Origin of the sequence: Nonomuraea muscovyensis (assembly GCF_014207745.1) — a bacterium.
Taxonomy (GTDB): domain Bacteria; phylum Actinomycetota; class Actinomycetes; order Streptosporangiales; family Streptosporangiaceae; genus Nonomuraea; species Nonomuraea muscovyensis.
Genome location: NZ_JACHJB010000003.1, coordinates 1,107,061 through 1,124,995, shown reverse-complemented (window position 1 = coordinate 1,124,995; position 17,935 = coordinate 1,107,061). Strand labels below are relative to the sequence as shown.

The following is a 17,935-nucleotide window of genomic DNA, read 5'->3' as shown; positions in this document are numbered from 1 at the left end:
CTGACCGCGTGAACGAGCCTGACCAGCGCAAAGACGTCACCCAGCGAGAAGAGCCCGGCCGGCCCGAAGCGAACGGCACGCCCGAAGCCATCGGCACACCCGAAGCCATCGGCACGCCCGGAGCGAACGGCACGGCGTCGGCGGGCGGGGTGGCCGGGCCGGCGGCCCTGGCGCCCGCCGTGCGCGCCGTCCTCGACGCCCTCGCCGAGGGGGCGGAGCGGCGGGGCGGACCGCTGCCGGCCGGCACGCCCGAGGAGCTGGCGGCCGAGGTGGCCCGGGAGCTCGCCGCACCCGGCGAGGACGCGCTGCGCCGGCTGACGGCGCTGCTGGCGTACGGCAGCGCCGACCCGGCCGACCCGGCCTGTGCCGCGCACCTGCACTGCCCGCCGCTCGCCGTCGCGGTCGCCGCCGACCTGGCCGTCTCGGCGCTGAACCCGTCCCTGGACTCCTGGGACCAGGCGCCCGCCGCCACGGAGATGGAGACGCTGCTGCTGCGGGAGCTGGCCGCGCTGGTCGGCTACCCGCCCGGGGCCGCCGGTGTGGTCACCTCGGGCGGCACCGAGTCGAACCTCATGGGCCTGATGCTGGCCCGCGACCAGGTGCTGGGCCGGACCTCCGGGCGGCCGGTGCAGCTCGGCGGCGTGCCGGCCGGCGGGCCGCGAGCCCGGATCTTCGCCTCCGCCGCCGCCCACTTCTCGGTCCGCCGCTCGGCCGCCCTGCTCGGCCTGGGTGAGGACGCCGTCGTGTCCGTCGCGGTGGACAGGAACCTGCGGATGGACCCGGACGCGCTGGCCGGGGCGCTGCGCGCGTCCGCCGGGCGCGGCGAGGTGCCGGTCGCCGTGGTGGCCACGGCCGGCACCACCGACACCGGGGCGATCGACCCGCTCGGGACGTGCGCTGCGCTGGCCGCCGAGCACGGCGCCTGGCTGCACGTGGACGCCGCCTACGGGGGCGGGGCGCTGCTTTCGGACCGGCTCGCGCCGCTCGTGGCGGGCATCGAGCTGGCCGACTCGGTCTCCCTGGACTGGCACAAGCTCGGCTGGCAGCCCGTCGCCGCCGGGGTGTTCCTGGTGCGCCGGGAGGAGACGTACGAGTCGCTGGCCCGCCGCGCCGTCTACCTGAACCCGGCCGACGACGAGGAGGCCGGGTACCCGAGCCTGCTGGGCCGCTCGCTGCGCACGACCCGCCGCGCCGACGCGTTCAAGATCGCCGTCACGCTGCGCACGCTGGGCCGTGACGGGCTGGGCCGCCTCGTGGACGCCTGCCACGACCTGGCCCGCGCCGGGGCCGAGGCGGTGCGCGCCCACCCCCGGCTGGAGCTGCACGCCGACCCGATCCTGACGGCGTTCCTGTTCAGCTACGTCCCGGGCGACCCGGCCCGGGCCGACCAGGTGAACGCCGGGCTGCGGCGCCGCCTGCTGCGCGAGGGGCGGGCGGTCGTGGGCCGTACCGAGCTGCCGGGCGACGGCCCCGGCCGGGTCCGGCTCAAGCTCACCCTGCTCAACCCGCACACGACCGTGGACCAGGTCGAACGGCTCCTGCACGCGGTCGCGGCGGCCGGTCAGGCCGAGGAGGACGCGCTGTGAACACCTTCGACGGCACGGATCCGCTGGACCTGCCCGATCCGGGGCGGGCGGGTGAGGCGGCCGCCGTGGAGACGCTGCTGCGCGCCTACGTGCGGGAGACCGCGACGCCGGTGCCGCCTCCGGGAGATGAGCTGGTGCTGGACTTCCCCGCCAGCGGGGTCCGGCTGCGGGTCCCGGTCCGCTACCGGTCGGCGACCGGCTGGCACCGCTTCGGCGAGCCTGCCGTGGGCGCGCGGGAGGCGGACGCGGCGCTGGCGGGGGACACGGCGCGGGAGGCGGACACGGCGCGGAAGGCGGACACGGCGCTGGTGGCGGCCGTGGCGGTGCGGGAGACCGTGGTAGGCCGGGGCCTGCCCGCCCATCTGGGGTCCGACGCCGCCGCGCGGGTGCTGAACTCCGCCCGCCGCACCGCCGCCCACCTGGCCGCGCGGCGCGCCGAGGGGCCCGGCGGGCGGGGGCCGACCCCGTTCCTGGACGCCGAGCAGGCGCTGCTGCTCGGGCACCCGTTCCACCCCGCGCCGAAGAGCCGTGAGGAGGCCTCCGACGGGGAGCTGGCCGCGTACTCGCCCGAGCTGCGAGGCTCGTTCCCGTTGCACTGGTTCGCCGCGGACCCGGCCGTCGTGGCGGGCGAGAGCGCCGACGGGCGGACCCCGGCCGAGCTGGGCCGGGATCTCGCGCCGGAGCTGGACCTGCCGGACGGCATGGTGCCGGTGCCCGCCCACCCGTGGCAGGCGCGCGAGGTGCTGCGGCGCCCCGAGGTGGCGGCGCTGGTGGAGGCCGGGCTGCTGCGCCCGCTCGGCCCGGCCGGCCCGGCCTGGCACGCCACGTCGTCGGTGCGCACCGTGCACCGGCCCGGCGCGGACGTGATGCTCAAGCTGTCCCTCGGCATGCGGATCACCAACTCCCGGCGCGACAACCTCCGCTCCGAGATGCGCCTCGGCGTCCGCGCGGCCCGCCTGCTGGCGGCCGGACCGGCGCGGTGGCTGCGCGCCGAGCACCCGGACTTCGCGATCCTGCGCGACTTCGCATGGATCTCGGCGGGCACGGACGGCGAGACCGGCCTGGAGACGGCCGTTCGCGACAACCCGTTCCGGGGCGGCGACCGCGAGGGCCTGTGCGTGGCCGGACTGCTGGCCGAGCGGACCGGCCCCGGCGACGGCTCGCCTCCCCCGCACCGGGCGCTGCTGTCGGCCGCCCTGGACCGGACGGTCCGGGCGCGCGGGCTGCCACCCGGCGAGGCGGCGGCGCTGTGGCTGACCCGCTACCTCGACGTGCTCGCCGTCCCCCTGATCCGGCTGCAGGCCAGGTACGGCGTCGCCCTGGAGCCCCACCACCAGAACACCCTGGTCGCGCTGGACGACGACGGCCTGCCGAGCGCCGGCTGGTACCGCGACAGCCAGGGCTACTACGTGGCCGCCTCCCGCGCCGCCGAGCTGGACCGGCTGCTGCCCGGCCTGACCGACGGCGTGGACCTCGTCTTCGACGACGCGTTCGTGGACGAGCGGGTCGCCTACTACCTCGGCGTCAACAACCTGCTCGGCCTGGTCGGCGCGTTCGGCGCGCTGGGCCTGGCCGACGAGGGCGCGCTGCTGCGCGTGCTGCGCGCGGCCCTGGAGCGGCTGCGCGCCGCCGAACCCGCCGCCAAGGGCCTGCTCGGCCTGCTGTTGGACGCCCCCGCGCTCCCTTGCAAGGGCAACTACCTGACCTGCGTGGACGGCCGCGACGAGCTCGTCGGCGACGTCCACACCCAGTCCGTCTACATCGATCTTCCCAACCCACTCACGGAGGTGGAGCGGTGACCGCCCGCTATGACCTGGTCGGCGTCGGCATAGGCCCCTTCAACCTGTCGCTGGCCGCGCTGTCGGACGGCGTCCCGGGGCTGCGCTCCCTCTTCCTGGACGCCAGGCCGGCCTTCTCCTGGCATCCGGGGCTGCTCATGGAGGGGACGGTGCTGCAGGTGCCGTTCCTGGCCGACCTGGTGACGATGGCGGACCCGACGAGCCCGTGGTCGTACCTCAACTACATCCGCAACCACGACCGGATGTTCCCGTTCTTCTTCTCCGAGCGGTTCCACATCCCGCGCCGCGAGTACGACCACTACTGCCGGTGGGTCGCCGAACGGGTGCCGTCGTGCCGGTTCGACGCCGAGGTGACAACGCTGGAGTGGGACGAGACGGACGGCGCGTTCGCGGTGACGTACCGCTCGGGGGCCGGGACGGCCACGCGGGTGCTCGCCCGGCAGGTGGTGCTGGGCGTCGGCACGGTGCCCGTCGTGCCGGAGCCGCTGCGGCCTCTCCTCACGGAGGTCCACGCGGGCCGGGTGCTGCACAGCGCCGACTACCGCACCCACCGCGACCGGCTGGCCGCCGCCGACGACGTTACCGTGGTCGGGGCCGGGCAGTCGGGCGCCGAGGTGGTGCTCGACCTGCTGCGCAGCCAGGACGGCGCCGGGCGGGGCGGGCCGTACGTGCGCTGGCTGGCCCGCACCCCGGCCTTCGCGCCCATGGAGTACTCCAAGCTCGGCCTGGAGCACTTCACCCCCGACTACATCGGCTACTTCCGCGGCCTGCCCGAGGACCGGCGCGAGCGGCTGGTGCGCGAGCAGTGGCAGCTCTACAAGGGCGTCAGCGCCGAGACGCTCGGCGACATCCACGACGAGCTGTACGAGCGGACCATCGGCGGCGCCGAGCCGCGCGCCGCGCTGCACCCCGGCGTGGAGGTCGTCTCGGCCAGCGCCGGCGGCGACGGCTACGCGCTGACCTGCCGGCACGCCGAGCAGGAGGCGTTCTTCCAGGTGCGCACCTCGGCCGTGGTGATGGCCACCGGGTACGCCGCGGCCCGGCCCGCGTTCCTGGAGCCGCTGGCCGACCTGGTCGACTGGGACGGCCGGGGCCGCTACCAGGTGGACGGCTCCTACCGGGTGGCGCTGGACCCGCGCGTGTCCGGGTCGCTGTACGTCCAGAACGCCGAGATGCACACCCACGGCGTCGGCGCGCCCGACCTGACGCTGGGCGCGTGGCGGGCGGCGACCATCCTGAACGCGGTGGCGGGCCGCACGGTGCTGCCGGTGCCGGAGCGGGCGGCGTGGACGACGTTCGGCGCGCCGCGCGTGCCGGGCCACCAGCCGCGGGGCGTCACGGCGGAGGCCGCCGAGGGCTCGTTGCGGTGACCACGGACGTCACCACCGGCGAGGTCGCGGCGGAGGCGGCCGGGGCACCGGCGGGCCGGCCCGGCCGGCCCGCCAGGGTGGTGCTGATCTCGGTGATCGGGCTGCACCTGGTGGCCGAGACGGCGCTGACGCCGTTCCTGCCGCAGCTCTTCGAGCGGCTGTACGGCATCACCGATCCGGGGGCGACCGGCGGCTACCTGTGGATCTGCCGGATCGTCGGCCTCGCCGCGCTCCCGCTGTGGGGCCTGGCGGCGCGGCGCTGGCCGCTGCACCGGCTGGTGCTGGCCGGGCTGTGCGGCTCGGCCGTGTTCGACCTGCTGCTCGGCCTGGCCCCGAGTCACGCCGCCTACACCGTGCTGTCCGGGGCGGTGGTGGCGACCAACAGCGCCCTGCTGCTGGCGTACCCGGCGTTCATCGCCGAGCACGACGGCGCCGGCGAGCGCGGGGAGGGCGCCCGGCTGGCCGGGATCTGCTCGATCGTCGTCGTGTTCCACCTGTCCACCGTCGTGGCGACGGCCGTGGGCGCCGGGGTGCTGGCGCTGCCCGAGCCGCGGGTGGGCATCTCGGCGTTCGCCGTCCTGGACGTGGCGCTGGCCGTGCTGACCTTCCGCATCCTCGGGCGGCGCGCGGCGAGCAGCGCTGCCGCCGGCCCGGTGCCGGCCGTGCGGGAGGCGCCCCGCCGGGGCGTCCGGTTCGCGGTGCTCGCGCAGGCGGCGCTGGTCGGGGTGATGTTCGACTTCTCGGTGAACGTGGCACGGCCGTTCTTCACCGAGTTCGCCGACGGGCTGGGCGGCGGCCCGGCCGGGTCGGCGGTGTTGTTCTTCCTGCCGAGCGTGGCCGCGCTGGCCGTGCTGCCCGTGGTGCGCCGCTGCCACGGCCTGCTGGGTGACCGGCTGCTGCCGGTCGCCCTGGCGGTCGGCGCGGCCGGGCTCGCCTGGCAGGCGCTGTCGTCGTCCGTGGCGGGGCTGGCCGGCGGGCGGCTGCTGTTCGGGACCGGGCTGGGGCTGGCGCAGGTGGCCGTTGAGCTGTGGGCGTTCCGCGCCACAGGCACGGCCGGACCGGCGTTCACCGCCGTCGAGACGGTCCGCTCCGCCGGGCTGCTGGCCGCGCCGCTGGTCGCCGCGACCGCCGTCTCCCACGACCTGGCTCTGCCGATCGCCGTCGCGGCGGTCGTCCAGGTGTTCGCCCTGGCCCTGTCCGCGCGCCGCGCCGGCGCCGGTCCCGTCCTGCCCTCCCTGACGTACTCCGAGGAGAAGACCCCATGAACCGCCCTGACCGCGACGCCTGGCAGCAGGCGGGCCACCGGCTGCTCGCCAAGGCCGTCGAGGAGTTCGCCTACGAGGAACTCCTCGTGCCCGAGCCCGACCCCGGCTCGGGCCGTCCCGACGCCTACCGGCTGGAGCTGGGCGACGCGTGCTGGACGTTCCGTGCCACCCGCGGCACGTTCGGCGCCTGGCGCCTGGTGGACGGCACGCTCCGGCGGCTGCCCGAACCGGCCGGCGGCGAGGAGGCGGGGCCCGAGCGGCTGCTGCTGGACGCCCGCGAGGTGCTCGGTTGGGACGGCCCCACCACGGCCGAGGTGCTGCGCGAGCTGACCGCCACCCGCCGGGCCGAGGCCGAGCTGATCTCCCGCGCCCTGCCCGCCGCCCGGCTCGCCGACCTGGACCACCTGGACCTGGAGGCGTACCAGGACGGCCACCCCTGCATGCTGCTGAACAAGGGCCGGCTCGGCTTCTCCGGCTCCGACGCCGCCGCCTACGCCCCCGAGGCCGGCGGCGAGGTGCGGCTGCTCTGGGCGGCCGTGCACGGCTCGCTCGCCGACTACTCCGGCGTGCCCGGTCTGGGCGCCGGGACGCTGCTGACCGAGGAACTGGACGACGAGACGCGCAAGCGGTTCGCCGTCGCCCTGGAGGACGCCTGCGCCGCCACCGGGCTGGACCCGGACGGGTTCGCCTGGTTGCCCGTGCACCCGTTCCACTGGGACGAGGCCGTCGAGACGCTGTTCGCCCCGTACCTGGCCGACGGGCGGATCGTGCTCCTCGGCGAGGGGCCCGACCGCTACCGGCCGCTGCAGTCGATCCGCACGCTGGCCAACCTGGACCGCCCGGATCGGCGCAACGTCAAGGTGCCGCTGCTCATCCGCAACACGCTGGTGTGGCGGGGGCTGTCCACCGAGCCGACCAGGGCCGCGCCCGACGTGACCGCCTGGCTGCACGCCGTCCGGGCGGCCGACCCGTACCTGCGCGACGAGCTGCGCTTCCATCCGCTCGGCGAGGTGGCCGCCGTCGCCGTGCGCCACCCGCTCTACGACGGCGTGCGCGACGCGCCGTACCGCTATCACGAGCTGCTCGGCGCGGTGTGGCGCGAACCGGTGGCGGCGCTGCTCGGCGAGGGCGAGCGGGCGCGCACCATGGCCGCCCTGCTCAAGATCGGGTCGGACGGCCGCGCCCTGGTGGCCGAGCTGGTCGGGCGCTCCGGGCTCGCGCCGCGCGCCTGGCTGGCCCGGTTCCTGTCGGCGTTGCTGCCGGGGCTGCTGCACTACCTCTACCGGTACGGCGTGGCGTACTGCCCGCACGGCGAGAACACCGTGATCCTCTACGACGCCGCCGAGGTCCCCGTCGGCATCGCGCTCAAGGACTTCGCCGAGGACGTCAACCTGCTGCCCGACGACCTGCCCGAGTACGCGAGCCTGTCGGCGCGGGCCCGCGGGGTGCTGCTGCGCTGGCCGGCCGGGGACCTGGCGCACTCGCTGCTCAGCGCGGTCTTCGCGGGCCACTTCCGGTTCTTCGCGCCGCTGGCCGAGCGGCATCTCGGCGTGCCGGAGGCGGAGTTCTGGGGGCTGGTGCGCGCCGAGATCGACCGGTACCACGCCCGGTTCCCCGACCTGGCCGGCCGGTCGGAGGCGTTCGGCCTGCTCGCGCCCCGCTTCGACCGGGTGGCGCTGAACCGGGAACAGCTGCTCGGCGGCGGTTTCCACGACCGGGCCGAGCGGGACGAGGGCTTCGACGTGGTCCACGGCACCGTCGCGAATCCACTCGCCGATCCACTCGCCGATCCAGTCGTCCGGCAGAAGCCCGTCGCGCGGAAGGAGGAGGTCCGATGACGGCGCTCACCTACGAGGAGCTGCGCCACCGGGCGGAGGAGGTCATCGTCAGCGTCCCCGACCTGCAGGGCCGCCTGCAGGGCAGCCGCCTGTCGGTGCCGTACTTCCTGGAGGAGGTGGCGCGGCAGGGCTTCGGCGCGTGCGTCTACCTGCTGGCGTCCGACGTGGAGATGGGCACCGGCCCCGGGTACGCCATCGACGCCTGGAACTCCGGCTTCGGCGACTTCGTGCTGCGGCCCGACCCGGCCACGCTGCGCCCGCTCCCCTGGGACCCGGGCACCGCGCTCGTCCTCGCCGACGCCGTCTGGCCCGGCGGCGAGCCGGTCGAGGTGGCCCCGCGCCGCATCCTGCGCACGCAGCTCGACCGGCTCGCCGAACGCGGGCTGACCGCGTTCGCCGGCACCGAGCTGGAGTTCCTGGTCTTCCGTGACACCTACCGGGACGCCTGGGAGCGCCGCTACCACGGCCTGGAGACCGCCACCCGCTACAACGTGGACTACTCGCTGCAGGGGCTGGCCGAGATCGAGCCCGTCGTGCGCCGGATCCGCCGCGAGATGGTGCGGGCCGGGCTGCCGATGGAGACGGCCCGCGGGGAGTGCCACGCCGGCCAGTACGAGATCGTCTTCCGCTACGACGAGGCGATGGCCACCTGCGACAAGCACGTCCTGTTCAAGAACGGCGCCAAGCAGATCGCCGCCCAGGAGGGCGTGGCGCTGACGTTCATGCCGAAGTTCGACGAGGGCGAGGGCAACTCCTGCCACGTCCACCTGTCGCTGCGCGGCACGGACGGCACGGCGGTGTTCGCCGACGAGGCGGCCGGCGACGGCATGGCGGAGCTCATGCGGCACTTCGTGGCGGGCCAGCTCGCCTGCCTGCCCGAGCTGACGCTGCTGATGGCCCCGAACGTCAACTCCTACAAGCGCCTGCGGCCCGGTGCGTTCGCCCCGACCGGCATCACCTGGGGCAGGGACAACCGCACCTGCCCGATCCGCGTGGTCGGCTCGGGCGCGTCGCTGCGCATCGAGCACCGGGTGCCGGGCGGGGACGCCAACCCCTACCTGGCTCTGGCCGCCATGGTCGCCGCCGGCCTGTACGGGATCGAGAACCGGCTGCCGCTGCCCGCCCCGCACGAGGCCAACGCCCTGGCCGACCCGTCGGTGCCCCGGCTGCCGGCGACGCTGGCCGAGGCGCTGCGGCTGTGGGAGGGCGGCGAGCTGGCGGCCAAGGTGTTCGGCGACGCGGTGGTGCGGCACTACGCGCAGGCGGCGCGGGCCGAGCTGGAGGCGTTCGAGACGGCGGTCACCGACTGGGAGCGGATGCGCGGCTTCGAACGCCTGTGAGCGGCGCGGGCCGTCGCCTCGTCACGCGCGGACGGCCGCCCTGCCGGGCCGTCGGGCGAAGCCGGGCGCCTGCTCCGGCAGGAACCCGATGCCGATCAGGTAGGCCGTGACCGACCGGATGCCGGGCACCCGCTGGGTGAGGACCGCGGCGGCCCTGGGCGGCCCGCCGCGCCGGCCCTCGATCGTCGGCCGGACCAGCGTCCGGTGCATCACGCGCTGGATGGCCTGCACCAGCATGGTCGGCAGCAGCCGCCTGCGGCGCACCCTGGCCAGGTCGGCGGACGTGACGCGCCCGCGCAGCAGCGGCCCGGCGAGCAGCCGCGCGGTGGCGACGGCGTCCTGCACGGCGAGGTTGATCCCGACTCCGCCGATCGGCGACATGGCGTGGGCGGCGTCGCCGATGCACAGCGCGCCGGGGACGTGCCAGCGCCGCAGCAGGTTGAGCCGGACGTCGAGGTGCTTGACGTCGTCCATCGACCCGATCTCGCCGAGCCGGTCGGCGAAGCGCGGCAGCACCGCCCTGATCCGCTCGCGGAACGCCTCCACCCCTTCGGCCCGCAGCCGCGCGTCGAGGCCCTTGGGCGCCAGGTAGGCGATCTGGAAGAAGTCCCGCCGCGGGATGACGGCCGCGAAGTGGCCCCTGCTCATGCCGGGCATCAGGGCCCCGGCCTGCTCGTCGCGTGCGCGGGGCAGCCGGAACCACCAGGCGTCCATGGGCACCGGGTACTCCCGGGGGCGCAGGCCCGCCCGCCGGCGGACGACCGACCAGCGGCCGTCGCAGCCGACGACCAGGTCCGCGCGCAGCTCGCCGGTCGTGCCGTCGGGGGTTCGGTAGCGGACCCCGGCCACCCGCCCGGACTCGCCCACCAGGCCGGTGACCTCGGTGTCCATCCGGAGGTGGAAGCGCGGCTCGGCGCGGCCGGCCTCGGCGAGCAGGTTGAGCAGGTCCCACTGGGGGACCATCGCGATGTACGGGTGCGCGGTGCGCAGCCTGCGGAAGTCGGCCACCACGACCCGGCCGCCGTCCGCGGCGGGGAAGGCGGCCTCGTAGAGCCGGCTCTGCGGGAGCGCGGCGAACCTCTCCCCCAGGCCGAGCTGGTCGAGCAGGAGCAGCGTGGACGGGTGGACGGTGTCGCCGCGGAAGTCGCGCAGGAAGTCGCCGTGCTTCTCCAGCACGGTCACCTCGACGCCGGCGCGTGCCAGCAGCAGGCCCAGCACCATCCCCGCGGGCCCGCCGCCCACGACGGCGCACGTCGTGTGTCCGGTCATCGGCCCCACCCTCTTCATCGCCTATTTTTCATCGCTTGTTGAATAATTTCAGCATCGCTCGCCCCCGCCCTCCCGTCAAGCGTGCCCGCTGCATTCCGGGACGCCGCCGCCAGGACTCCTAGCGCTTCTCCCGGTGCTCGACGACCTTCTCGCCCCGGCCCGGAAAGATCATGATCAGCAGGTGCTGTGGGGTCCAGGCGTCGTAGTCGGGCTCGCGGTAGTGCACCCGGACCCGGTAGTGCCCCTTGCCGCGGAAGGCCAGGTTCGGCAGGCCCGCACCGGCCATCGGGTCCATCAGCTCGATCGACCCCGACGTGCTTTCGTAGCCCACCTCGACCACGTGATCCCAGCCTTTCACCTCCACCGGCGGCCGGCGGCGGTATGTCTCGCCGGTCAGGCAGATGTCGAAGTCGGAGTGGCTGAGCACGATCAGGTGCCCGGGGCGGGCCGCCACCAGCTCGTTGGCCTGGGCCCTCTGCAGCAGGCCGCCGCCGTAGGGGTCGTAGTTCGGCTCCGCGGGGTCGCCTTCGATCGACTCCAGCACGCCGTAGTCGGTCGACGTACGCTCCCGGACGACGCGCAGCGGCCTGACCAGCGGGCGGTGCCGGGAACGGTCGCAGATCCGCTGGGCGGCGGCCTCCTCCGCCCGCCACTCGGCCTCCTCCCGCTCCGTCTCCCGCCGGGCCACGGCCGCGGCGGCGGGGCAGATCGGGGCGAGCAGATGGCTGTCGCCGCCGTACGACCGGTAGGCCGCGCACCGGGCCCGGCCGTAGGCGAGCGCGAGGTGGTCGCCGACGGCGGTGAACCGGCCCTGCCCGCGCAGCCCGCACAGGAAGGCCAGGCGTCCGGCCTGTTCCCCCGGCCGGTAGCGGTCTCCGCAGCGGTCCAGCGGCGTGATCGGGCCGGCGGCCAGGTCCGCCACCGGGATCTGCACCAGCAGCCCGAACGCGGCCACCCCTGCCGCCCAGCGCCGGAACGGCCGGGAACGCAGCAGCCGGCGCACTCGATGCCGGGGGATCCGCACCGCCGCCAGCACGCAGAACGCGGCCACCGTGGGCGCGACGTCGGTGTCGAGGAGGAACCACACGCCCTCCCAGCCGCCCCAGCTCTCCAGACAGGCCCGGTCCAGGGCCAGGTCCACCGCGAACCCCGCCGGGCCGAGCCCGTGCAGCAGCAGGAGCGCGCCGGCGGTGACCCGGCCCGCGATCCGCCCGGCGCGCGGCCGTCCCCGCCGGGTCGCCAGCCAGTGCCCGACGAAGGCCAGCACCACCAGCGGCGCCCCGCCGTACCAGAGCGGCGGCACCCATCGGCCGGCCCCCCACAGCAGGAGGGTGGCCTCCAAAGCCGCCTCACGCCCTGGGCAGAAGGCGTTCGCCCAGAACATCATGAACGAGCGCTCCTCCAGGGACAGCGCGTATCCCACCCCGACGCCGGAGACGGCGAGTGCTACCGCCCACCATAATCGTGATCTTGTCGACATGGCCCCACACCGTAGCGGCTCCCGCCGACACCCCCGCCCTGGTCAGACGTCGTAGTCCACCGTGACGGCCTCGGAGACCGGATAGGACTGGCAGGTGAGGACGAACCCGGCGGCCACCTCGGCCGGTTCGAGCGCGAAGTTGCGCCGCATCTCCACCTTGCCGTCCACCACGTGGGCGCGGCACGTCCCGCACACGCCGCCCTTGCACGCGAACGGCAGGTCGGGCCGTACCCGCTGCGCCCCCTCCAGCACGGACACGCCCTCGGGCACCTTCGCCGTCGTGACCCGCCCGTCGAGCATCACGGTCACCTCGCTGCCGGTGACCGGGCCGGTCCGGCGCACAGGGGCGGGCGGCGGCTCGTCCACGTAGAAGAGCTCGTGGTGCACCCGGCCGGCCGGCACGCCCAGCTCGGCCAGCACCTGCCGGGCGGCGGTGACCATGCCGAACGGGCCGCACAGCCACCAGTGGTCCACCTCGGCGACGGGCGTGAGCGCGGGGAGCAGGAGGCGCAGCCGCTCGCCGTCCAGCCGGCCGGTGAAGAGCTCGGCCTCGCGTGGCTCCCGCGACAGCACGTGGAACAGCTCGAACCGCGCCGGATGCGCGTCCTTCAGGTCGGCCAGCTCGTCGGCGAACATCACGCTGCCGGCCGTGCGGTTGCCGTACAGGAGCGTCACCCGGCTCCCCGGGTCGTCCAGGGCCGACGCCGCGATGGACATGACCGGCGTGATGCCGGACCCGGCGGCGACCAGCACGTGGTGGCCCGGCCGGCTCAGGTCGGGGGTGAACGCGCCGGCGGGCGGCAGCACCTCCACCTCGTCACCCGCCGCCAGCTCGCGCACCAGCCAGGTGGAGAACAGCCCGTCCGGGATCTCCCGCACGCCGATCCGCGGGCGGGCGCCCGCCGGGGCGCAGATGGAGTACGACCGGCGCTCCTCCCGCCCGTCCACCACCCGGCGCAGCGTGAGCCACTGACCGGGGCGGAAGGCGTAGCGGCCCGCCAGCTCGGCGGGGACGTCGAAGGTGATGGCCGCGGCGTCGTCGCAGAGCCTGTCGACCCCGGCCACCCGCAGCCGCGCGAAGCCCGCGCGGGCGTGGTCCTCCTGCTGGGCGATGGTCACGGTCAGATCTCCTTGACGTGCTCGAACGGCTCGGCGCAGGCCCGGCAGCGCCACAGCGCCTTGCAGGCCGTCGCGCCGAACCGGGACAGCTCCTCCGTCTCGGCCGAGCCGCAGCGCGGGCAGCGCACCCGGCGGCGCGGCGGGCCGAGGGTGAGCGGCACGGGCCCGGTCGCACGGGCCGGTACGGGGCCGGGTGGCGCGATGCCGGCCTGGGCCAGCTTGCGGCGCCCGGCCTCGGTGATCCAGTCGGTCGTCCACGGCGGTGACAGGCGCGTACGGACCTCCACCTCGGCGTAGCCCGCCTCGCGCAGGCTCGCCGTGAGGTCGGCCCGGATGGCCGCCATCGCCGGGCACCCGCTGTAGGTGGGCGTGATCGTGACGACCACCCGGCCGTCGTCCACCTCGACCTCGCGCAGGATGCCGAGGTCGGCCAGGGTCAGCAGGGGCAGCTCGGGGTCGGCCACGTTCGCGGCGACCTCGCGCGCGGTGTCCCGGGTCGTCACCATGTCGCTCCCGGCAGGGCCCGTGCCACGCTCTGCATCACGGCCAGCACCTCGTCCAGCTCCGCACCGTGCCGCCCGTCCCGGCCGCCCGCCTCCGGGGCCTCTCCGGCCTCCTGGGCGGCCTGTCTCCCCTCGACCGGCACGGCGGCCGGGCGGGTGAGGCCGGCGGCGTCGAGCACCTGGTCCAGGACGGCGTCGAACTCCGCGCGCAGTTCCGACGGATCGACCGCCACCCCGGCCCGCGCCAGGCGCAGCTCCACCTCGTGCGGCGTGAACAGCTCGGCCACGAGCGGCCAGACCGCCGCCAGCCCCTCCTCCATCCGGGACCGCGAGTAGGCCGTGCCGTCGCCGAGCCGCACCACCCAACCGGCCGCGTAGTCGCGGTGGTAGGTCACCTCCTTGACCCCCTTGGCCGCCACCGCCGCCAGCACCGGGTCACGCGACCCGGTCAGCCGGTCGAGCAGGGCGAGCCGCCACGCGGCGAAGACGAGCAGCCTGGCCATGGACCGGGCGAAGTCGCCGCCCGCCGCCTCGGCGAGCCGGACGTTGCGGAAGTCCGGCGCGTCGCGGAGGAACGCGAGGTCGTCCTCGCTCCCCCCGCCGCCGTCCGCCTGCCCCGCGCGGGCGAGCAGCAGCCGCGCCTGGCCGAGCAGGTCGAGGGCGATGTTGGCGAGCGCCACCTCCTCCTCCAGCTCGGGCGCGCGCGTGCACCACTCCTGCAGCCGGTGCGACATGACCAGCGCGTCGTCGCCGAGCATGAGGCAGTACGCGGCCAGGTCGCCGCCGTCCACCCCGGCGGGCACGGTCGTGTCGACGCCGGCCAGCGGATCGGTGAACCCGGTGCCGAACGCCCACCGGGCGTCGCCCTCGCCGCCGAGCGCCTCGTAGGGGTTGTCGTCGGACATCTCGGGCCTCACATGTGCGGGACGTCGTCGGGGATCTCGTAGAAGGTGGGGTGGCGGTAGACCTTGTCGCCGCTCGGCGCGAAGAACGGGTCCTTCTCGTCGGGGCTGGAGGCGGCGATGTGGTCGGAGCGCACCACCCAGATGCTCACGCCCTCGTTGCGGCGGGTGTAGAGGTCGCGGGCGTGGCGCAGCGCCGTCTCGTCGTCGGGGGCCCGCAGCGAGCCGACGTGCACGTGGTTGAGCCCGCGCTTGCCACGGACGAACACCTCGTACAGCGGCCACGACGCCCGCACCCCGCCGCTCACTCCGCCGCTCATGCCACCGCTCCCCTCGCCCGGTCCGCCTGCTTGGCGGCGTGCGCCACGGCGGCCTCCCGCACCCAGGCGCCGTCGTCGTGCGCCGCCCGCCGGACCGCGATCCGCTGGGCGTTGCACGGGCCGTCGCCGCTGATCACCCGTTTGAACTCGGCCCAGTCGAGCTCGCCGAAGTCGTGGTGGCCGCGCTCGTCGTTCCAGCGCAGGTCGGGGTCCGGCAGCCGGACGCCGAGGGCCTCGGCCTGGGGCACGGTCATGTCCACGAACCGCTGGCGCAGCTCGTCGTTGCTGTGCCGCTTGACCTTCCACGCCATGGACCGGGCGCTGTTGGGCGAGTCGTGGTCGGGCGGGCCGAACATCATCAGCGACGGCCACCACCAGCGGTCCACCGCGTCCTGCACCATGGTCCGCTGCTCGGGCGTGCCCCGCATCATCGTCATCAACAGCTCGTAGCCCTGCCGCTGGTGGAACGACTCCTCCTTGCAGATGCGGATCATCGCCCGCGCGTACGGGCCGTACGAGCTGCGGCACAGCGGCACCTGGTTGCAGATCGCCGCGCCGTCCACGAGCCAGCCGATCACGCCCACGTCGGCGAAGCTCAGCGTCGGGTAGTTGAAGATCGAGGAGTACTTCTGCCTGCCGTCGATGAGCATCGCCGTCAGCTCGTCGCGGTCGGCGCCGAGGGTCTCCGCCGCGGAGTACAGGTAGAGGCCGTGCCCGGCCTCGTCCTGGACCTTCGCCAGCAGGATCGCCTTGCGCCGCAGGGACGGCGCCCGGGTGATCCACTCGCCTTCGGGCTGCATCCCGATGATCTCCGAGTGGGCGTGCTGGGAGATCTGGCGGACCAGCGTCCTGCGGTAGCCGTCGGGCATCCAGTCACGCGGCTCGATCCGCTGCTCCCGGGCTATGGTCCGGTCGAAGTGCTCCTCCAGCCGGCTGGTCTCCTCGGCCGCACTCACCTGACATCACCGTTTCCCCTACCGGCTTACCTACTGGCTTCCCTACTGGCTTCCCTACCGACCATTCGTTCAGTATTAGTGTGCGCCGACAGCGCCCGCCCAGGCAAGTCCCGGGCGGGCGCCGGCCGCTACGGGACGCGCTTGGCGACGAGCGTCAGCACGTCGTACCTGGCCACCGAGGAGCCGTCCTGCTTGGTCACGTCGGCGTCCCAGCGGACCTCGCCGTACGCCGCGTCCTCGCGCGGGTCGATCTGCTTGGCGGTGAGCGTGACGGTCAGCTCGTCGCCGGGGTAGACCGGGGTGAGGAAGCGGAGGTTCTCCAGGCCGTAGTTGGCGAGCACCGGCCCCGGGTCGGGATGCACGAACAGGCCGGCCGCCAGCGACACGATGAGGTAGCCGTGGGCCACCCGGCCGTCGAAGAACGGGTTGGCCCGCGCCGCCTCCTCGTCCATGTGGGCGTAGAAGGTGTCGCCGGTGAACTCCGCGAAGTGCTCCACGTCGGCCAGGCTGACCGGGCGCGGCCCGCCGACCACGGTGTCGCCGGGCCGCAGGTCCTCCAGGTGCTTGCGGAACGGGTGCTCGTCCGTGACGGACCTGCCCGCTCCCGGCACCCACCGCCCGGTCACCCGCGCCAGCATGTCGGGGCTGCCCTGGACGGCGGTGCGCTGCATGTGGTGCAGCACGCCCCTGACGCCGCCCATCTCCTCTCCCCCGCCGGCCCGGCCGGGACCGCCGTGCACGAGCATCGGCAGCGGCGAGCCGTGTCCCGTCGACTCCTTGGCGGCCTCGGGGTCGAGCACGAGCAGGCGGCCGTGCCACGGGGCGGCGCCGAGCACCACCTCGCGGGCGAAGTCCGGGTCGCCGGTCACCACCGAGCCGACCAGGCTGCCCTGGCCGCGAGCGGCCAGCTCGACCACCTCGGCGGCGGAGCCGTACGGCAGCAGCGAGCTGACCGGCCCGAACGCCTCCACCTCGTGCGGCTCGGCCAGCCCGGCGTCGTCCACCCGCAGCAGCACCGGCGACACGAACGCGCCCCGCTCGGGGTCGGCGTCCACCACCTCGACCCGTTCGGCGTCGCCGTACACGGTCGTGCCCGCCTGCATGAGCGCCTTGAGCGAGCGCCGGACCTCCTCGCGCTGCCCGAGGCTGGCCAGCGCGCCCATGCGCACCTCGGGGTTGGCGGGGTTGCCCACCTTCACCCGTGCCAGGCGGGCGGCGGCCGCCTCGGCGACGGCGTCCATGAGGTGGGCGGGGACGAAGGCGCGGCGGATCGCGGTGCACTTCTGTCCCGCCTTGACCGTCATCTCGGTGACGAGCTGCTTGACGAACAGCTCGAACACCTCGCCGTCCGGCGTGGCGTCGGGGCCGAGGACGGAGCAGTTGAGCGAGTCGGCCTCGGCGTTGAAGCGCACCGAGCGACCGGTGATCGACGGGTGGGTGCGCAGCTTCTGCGCCGTGGCCGCCGAACCGGTGAAGGCCACCAGATCCTGTTCGGTGAGGTGGTCGAGCAGGTCACCCGGGGCGCCGCAGGCGAGCTGGAGCGCTCCCTCCGGCAGGATGCCCGACTCGACGATCAGCTCGACCAGCCGCGCGGTCAGGTAGGCGGTCTGGCTCGCGGGCTTGACCAGCGACGGCACCCCCGCCACGAAGGCCGGGGCGAACTTCTCCAGCGGCCCCCACACCGGGAAGTTGAACGCGTTGATCTGGACGGCCACGCCCCGCAGCGGCGTGTAGAGGTGCAGGCCGGCGAACGAGCCGCCCTTGCCCAGCGGCTCGACGGCGCCGTCGAGGTGGACCGTCGCGTTGGGCAGCTCACGCCGCCCCTTGCTGGAGTAGGAGAACAGCACGCCGATGCCGCCGTCCACGTCGAACTTCGAGTCGCCGAGCGTGGCTCCCGTCCGGGCCGACAGCTCGTACAGCTCCTCGCGGTGCTCGCGCAGGTGCGAGGCGAGCGCCTTGAGCAGGGCGGCGCGCTGGTGGAAGGTCAGCTCCCGCAGCGCGGGACCGCCGACGCCCCGGCCGTACGCGAGGGCGGCCCCGAAGTCGACGCCGGCCGAGGAGATCCGGGCGACCTCCTGCCCCGTGACCGCGTCCAGCAGCGGCGCGCCCTCGTCCCGCGGGACGTGCCACGAGCCGGCCACATAACTCCGCAGCGGTGCCATGACAGACCTCCATGTCGGTTCGGTTC

Annotated in this window: 14 protein-coding genes; 6 read left to right on the top strand and 8 right to left on the bottom strand. The window is 75.0% G+C overall.

Going from position 1 to position 17,935, the window contains the following annotated elements; translation table 11 throughout:
- The first annotated feature begins 8 nt into the window (after positions 1-8).
- From FHU36_RS36930 to FHU36_RS36905, 6 genes are read left to right on the top strand one after another with little or no spacing between them, the layout of a single operon-like run.
- Positions 9-1,586: a pyridoxal-dependent decarboxylase gene (locus FHU36_RS36930; protein ID WP_312892089.1), complete on the top strand. Its 1,578-nt coding sequence runs from the start codon at positions 9-11 to the stop codon at positions 1,584-1,586.
- The gene (locus FHU36_RS36925; protein WP_185088665.1) at positions 1,583-3,385 is read left to right on the top strand and encodes an IucA/IucC family protein; all 1,803 of its coding nucleotides are present in this window, start codon (positions 1,583-1,585) and stop codon (positions 3,383-3,385) included. Before FHU36_RS36930 ends, FHU36_RS36925 begins: the two co-directional genes overlap by 4 nt.
- Positions 3,382-4,755 carry a lysine N(6)-hydroxylase/L-ornithine N(5)-oxygenase family protein gene (locus FHU36_RS36920; protein ID WP_185088664.1) on the top strand — a complete coding sequence of 458 codons (1,374 nt, stop codon included), beginning with the start codon at positions 3,382-3,384 and terminating at the stop codon, positions 4,753-4,755. Before FHU36_RS36925 ends, FHU36_RS36920 begins: the two co-directional genes overlap by 4 nt.
- On the top strand, positions 4,752-6,020 hold the full coding sequence (locus FHU36_RS36915) for an MFS transporter (protein ID WP_185088663.1): 1,269 nt from the start codon (positions 4,752-4,754) through the stop codon (positions 6,018-6,020). Before FHU36_RS36920 ends, FHU36_RS36915 begins: the two co-directional genes overlap by 4 nt.
- Positions 6,017-7,858, top strand: coding sequence for an IucA/IucC family protein (locus FHU36_RS36910; RefSeq protein ID WP_185088662.1), 1,842 nt, complete (start codon positions 6,017-6,019; stop codon positions 7,856-7,858). The genes FHU36_RS36915 and FHU36_RS36910 overlap by 4 nt, the downstream gene beginning before the upstream one ends.
- Complete coding sequence (locus FHU36_RS36905; RefSeq protein ID WP_185088661.1) at positions 7,855-9,198, top strand: glutamine synthetase family protein; 1,344 nt, start codon at positions 7,855-7,857, stop codon at positions 9,196-9,198. The genes FHU36_RS36910 and FHU36_RS36905 overlap by 4 nt, the downstream gene beginning before the upstream one ends.
- Positions 9,199-9,219: 21 nt before the next feature.
- On the opposite strand, the gene FHU36_RS36900 is transcribed toward FHU36_RS36905, so the two are convergent.
- From FHU36_RS36900 to paaZ, 8 genes are all read right to left on the bottom strand, one after another.
- Entirely contained in the window at positions 9,220-10,467 is a 1,248-nt protein-coding gene (locus FHU36_RS36900; protein WP_185088660.1) for an FAD-dependent oxidoreductase, read from the bottom strand.
- 118 nt (positions 10,468-10,585) lie between these two features.
- Positions 10,586-11,947: a hypothetical protein gene (locus tag FHU36_RS36895; protein ID WP_185088659.1), complete on the bottom strand. Its 1,362-nt coding sequence runs from the start codon at positions 11,945-11,947 to the stop codon at positions 10,586-10,588.
- 42 nt (positions 11,948-11,989) lie between these two features.
- Complete coding sequence (gene paaE / locus FHU36_RS36890) at positions 11,990-13,072, bottom strand: 1,2-phenylacetyl-CoA epoxidase subunit PaaE (protein ID WP_185088940.1); 1,083 nt, start codon at positions 13,070-13,072, stop codon at positions 11,990-11,992.
- The gene (gene paaD / locus FHU36_RS36885; protein ID WP_185088658.1) at positions 13,069-13,572 is read right to left on the bottom strand and encodes a 1,2-phenylacetyl-CoA epoxidase subunit PaaD; all 504 of its coding nucleotides are present in this window, start codon (positions 13,570-13,572) and stop codon (positions 13,069-13,071) included. The genes paaE and paaD overlap by 4 nt, the downstream gene beginning before the upstream one ends.
- Entirely contained in the window at positions 13,566-14,474 is a 909-nt protein-coding gene (gene paaC / locus FHU36_RS36880; RefSeq protein WP_185088657.1) for a 1,2-phenylacetyl-CoA epoxidase subunit PaaC, read from the bottom strand. The genes paaD and paaC overlap by 7 nt, the downstream gene beginning before the upstream one ends.
- An 8-nt stretch (positions 14,475-14,482) precedes the next feature.
- Positions 14,483-14,791, bottom strand: coding sequence for a 1,2-phenylacetyl-CoA epoxidase subunit PaaB (gene paaB, locus FHU36_RS36875; RefSeq protein WP_185088656.1), 309 nt, complete (start codon positions 14,789-14,791; stop codon positions 14,483-14,485).
- On the bottom strand, positions 14,788-15,747 hold the full coding sequence (gene paaA / locus FHU36_RS36870; protein WP_185088655.1) for a 1,2-phenylacetyl-CoA epoxidase subunit PaaA: 960 nt from the start codon (positions 15,745-15,747) through the stop codon (positions 14,788-14,790). Before paaA ends, paaB begins: the two co-directional genes overlap by 4 nt.
- A 128-nt stretch (positions 15,748-15,875) precedes the next feature.
- Positions 15,876-17,909, bottom strand: a complete 2,034-nt coding sequence (paaZ, locus tag FHU36_RS36865) for a phenylacetic acid degradation bifunctional protein PaaZ (protein WP_185088654.1) — start codon at positions 17,907-17,909, stop codon at positions 15,876-15,878.
- Between the last annotated feature and the right edge of the window lie 26 nt (positions 17,910-17,935).

Coding starts and splice junctions, on each gene's coding strand:
- FHU36_RS36910 (WP_185088662.1), top strand. CDS start 6,017: ATGAACCGCCCTGACCGCGACGCCTGGCAGCAGGCGGGCCACCGGCTG.
- FHU36_RS36905 (WP_185088661.1), top strand. CDS start 7,855: ATGACGGCGCTCACCTACGAGGAGCTGCGCCACCGGGCGGAGGAGGTC.
- FHU36_RS36900 (WP_185088660.1), bottom strand. CDS start 10,467: ATGACCGGACACACGACGTGCGCCGTCGTGGGCGGCGGGCCCGCGGGG.
- FHU36_RS36895 (WP_185088659.1), bottom strand. CDS start 11,947: ATGTCGACAAGATCACGATTATGGTGGGCGGTAGCACTCGCCGTCTCC.
- paaD (WP_185088658.1), bottom strand. CDS start 13,572: ATGGTGACGACCCGGGACACCGCGCGCGAGGTCGCCGCGAACGTGGCC.
- paaC (WP_185088657.1), bottom strand. CDS start 14,474: ATGTCCGACGACAACCCCTACGAGGCGCTCGGCGGCGAGGGCGACGCC.
- paaB (WP_185088656.1), bottom strand. CDS start 14,791: ATGAGCGGCGGAGTGAGCGGCGGGGTGCGGGCGTCGTGGCCGCTGTAC.
- paaZ (WP_185088654.1), bottom strand. CDS start 17,909: ATGGCACCGCTGCGGAGTTATGTGGCCGGCTCGTGGCACGTCCCGCGG.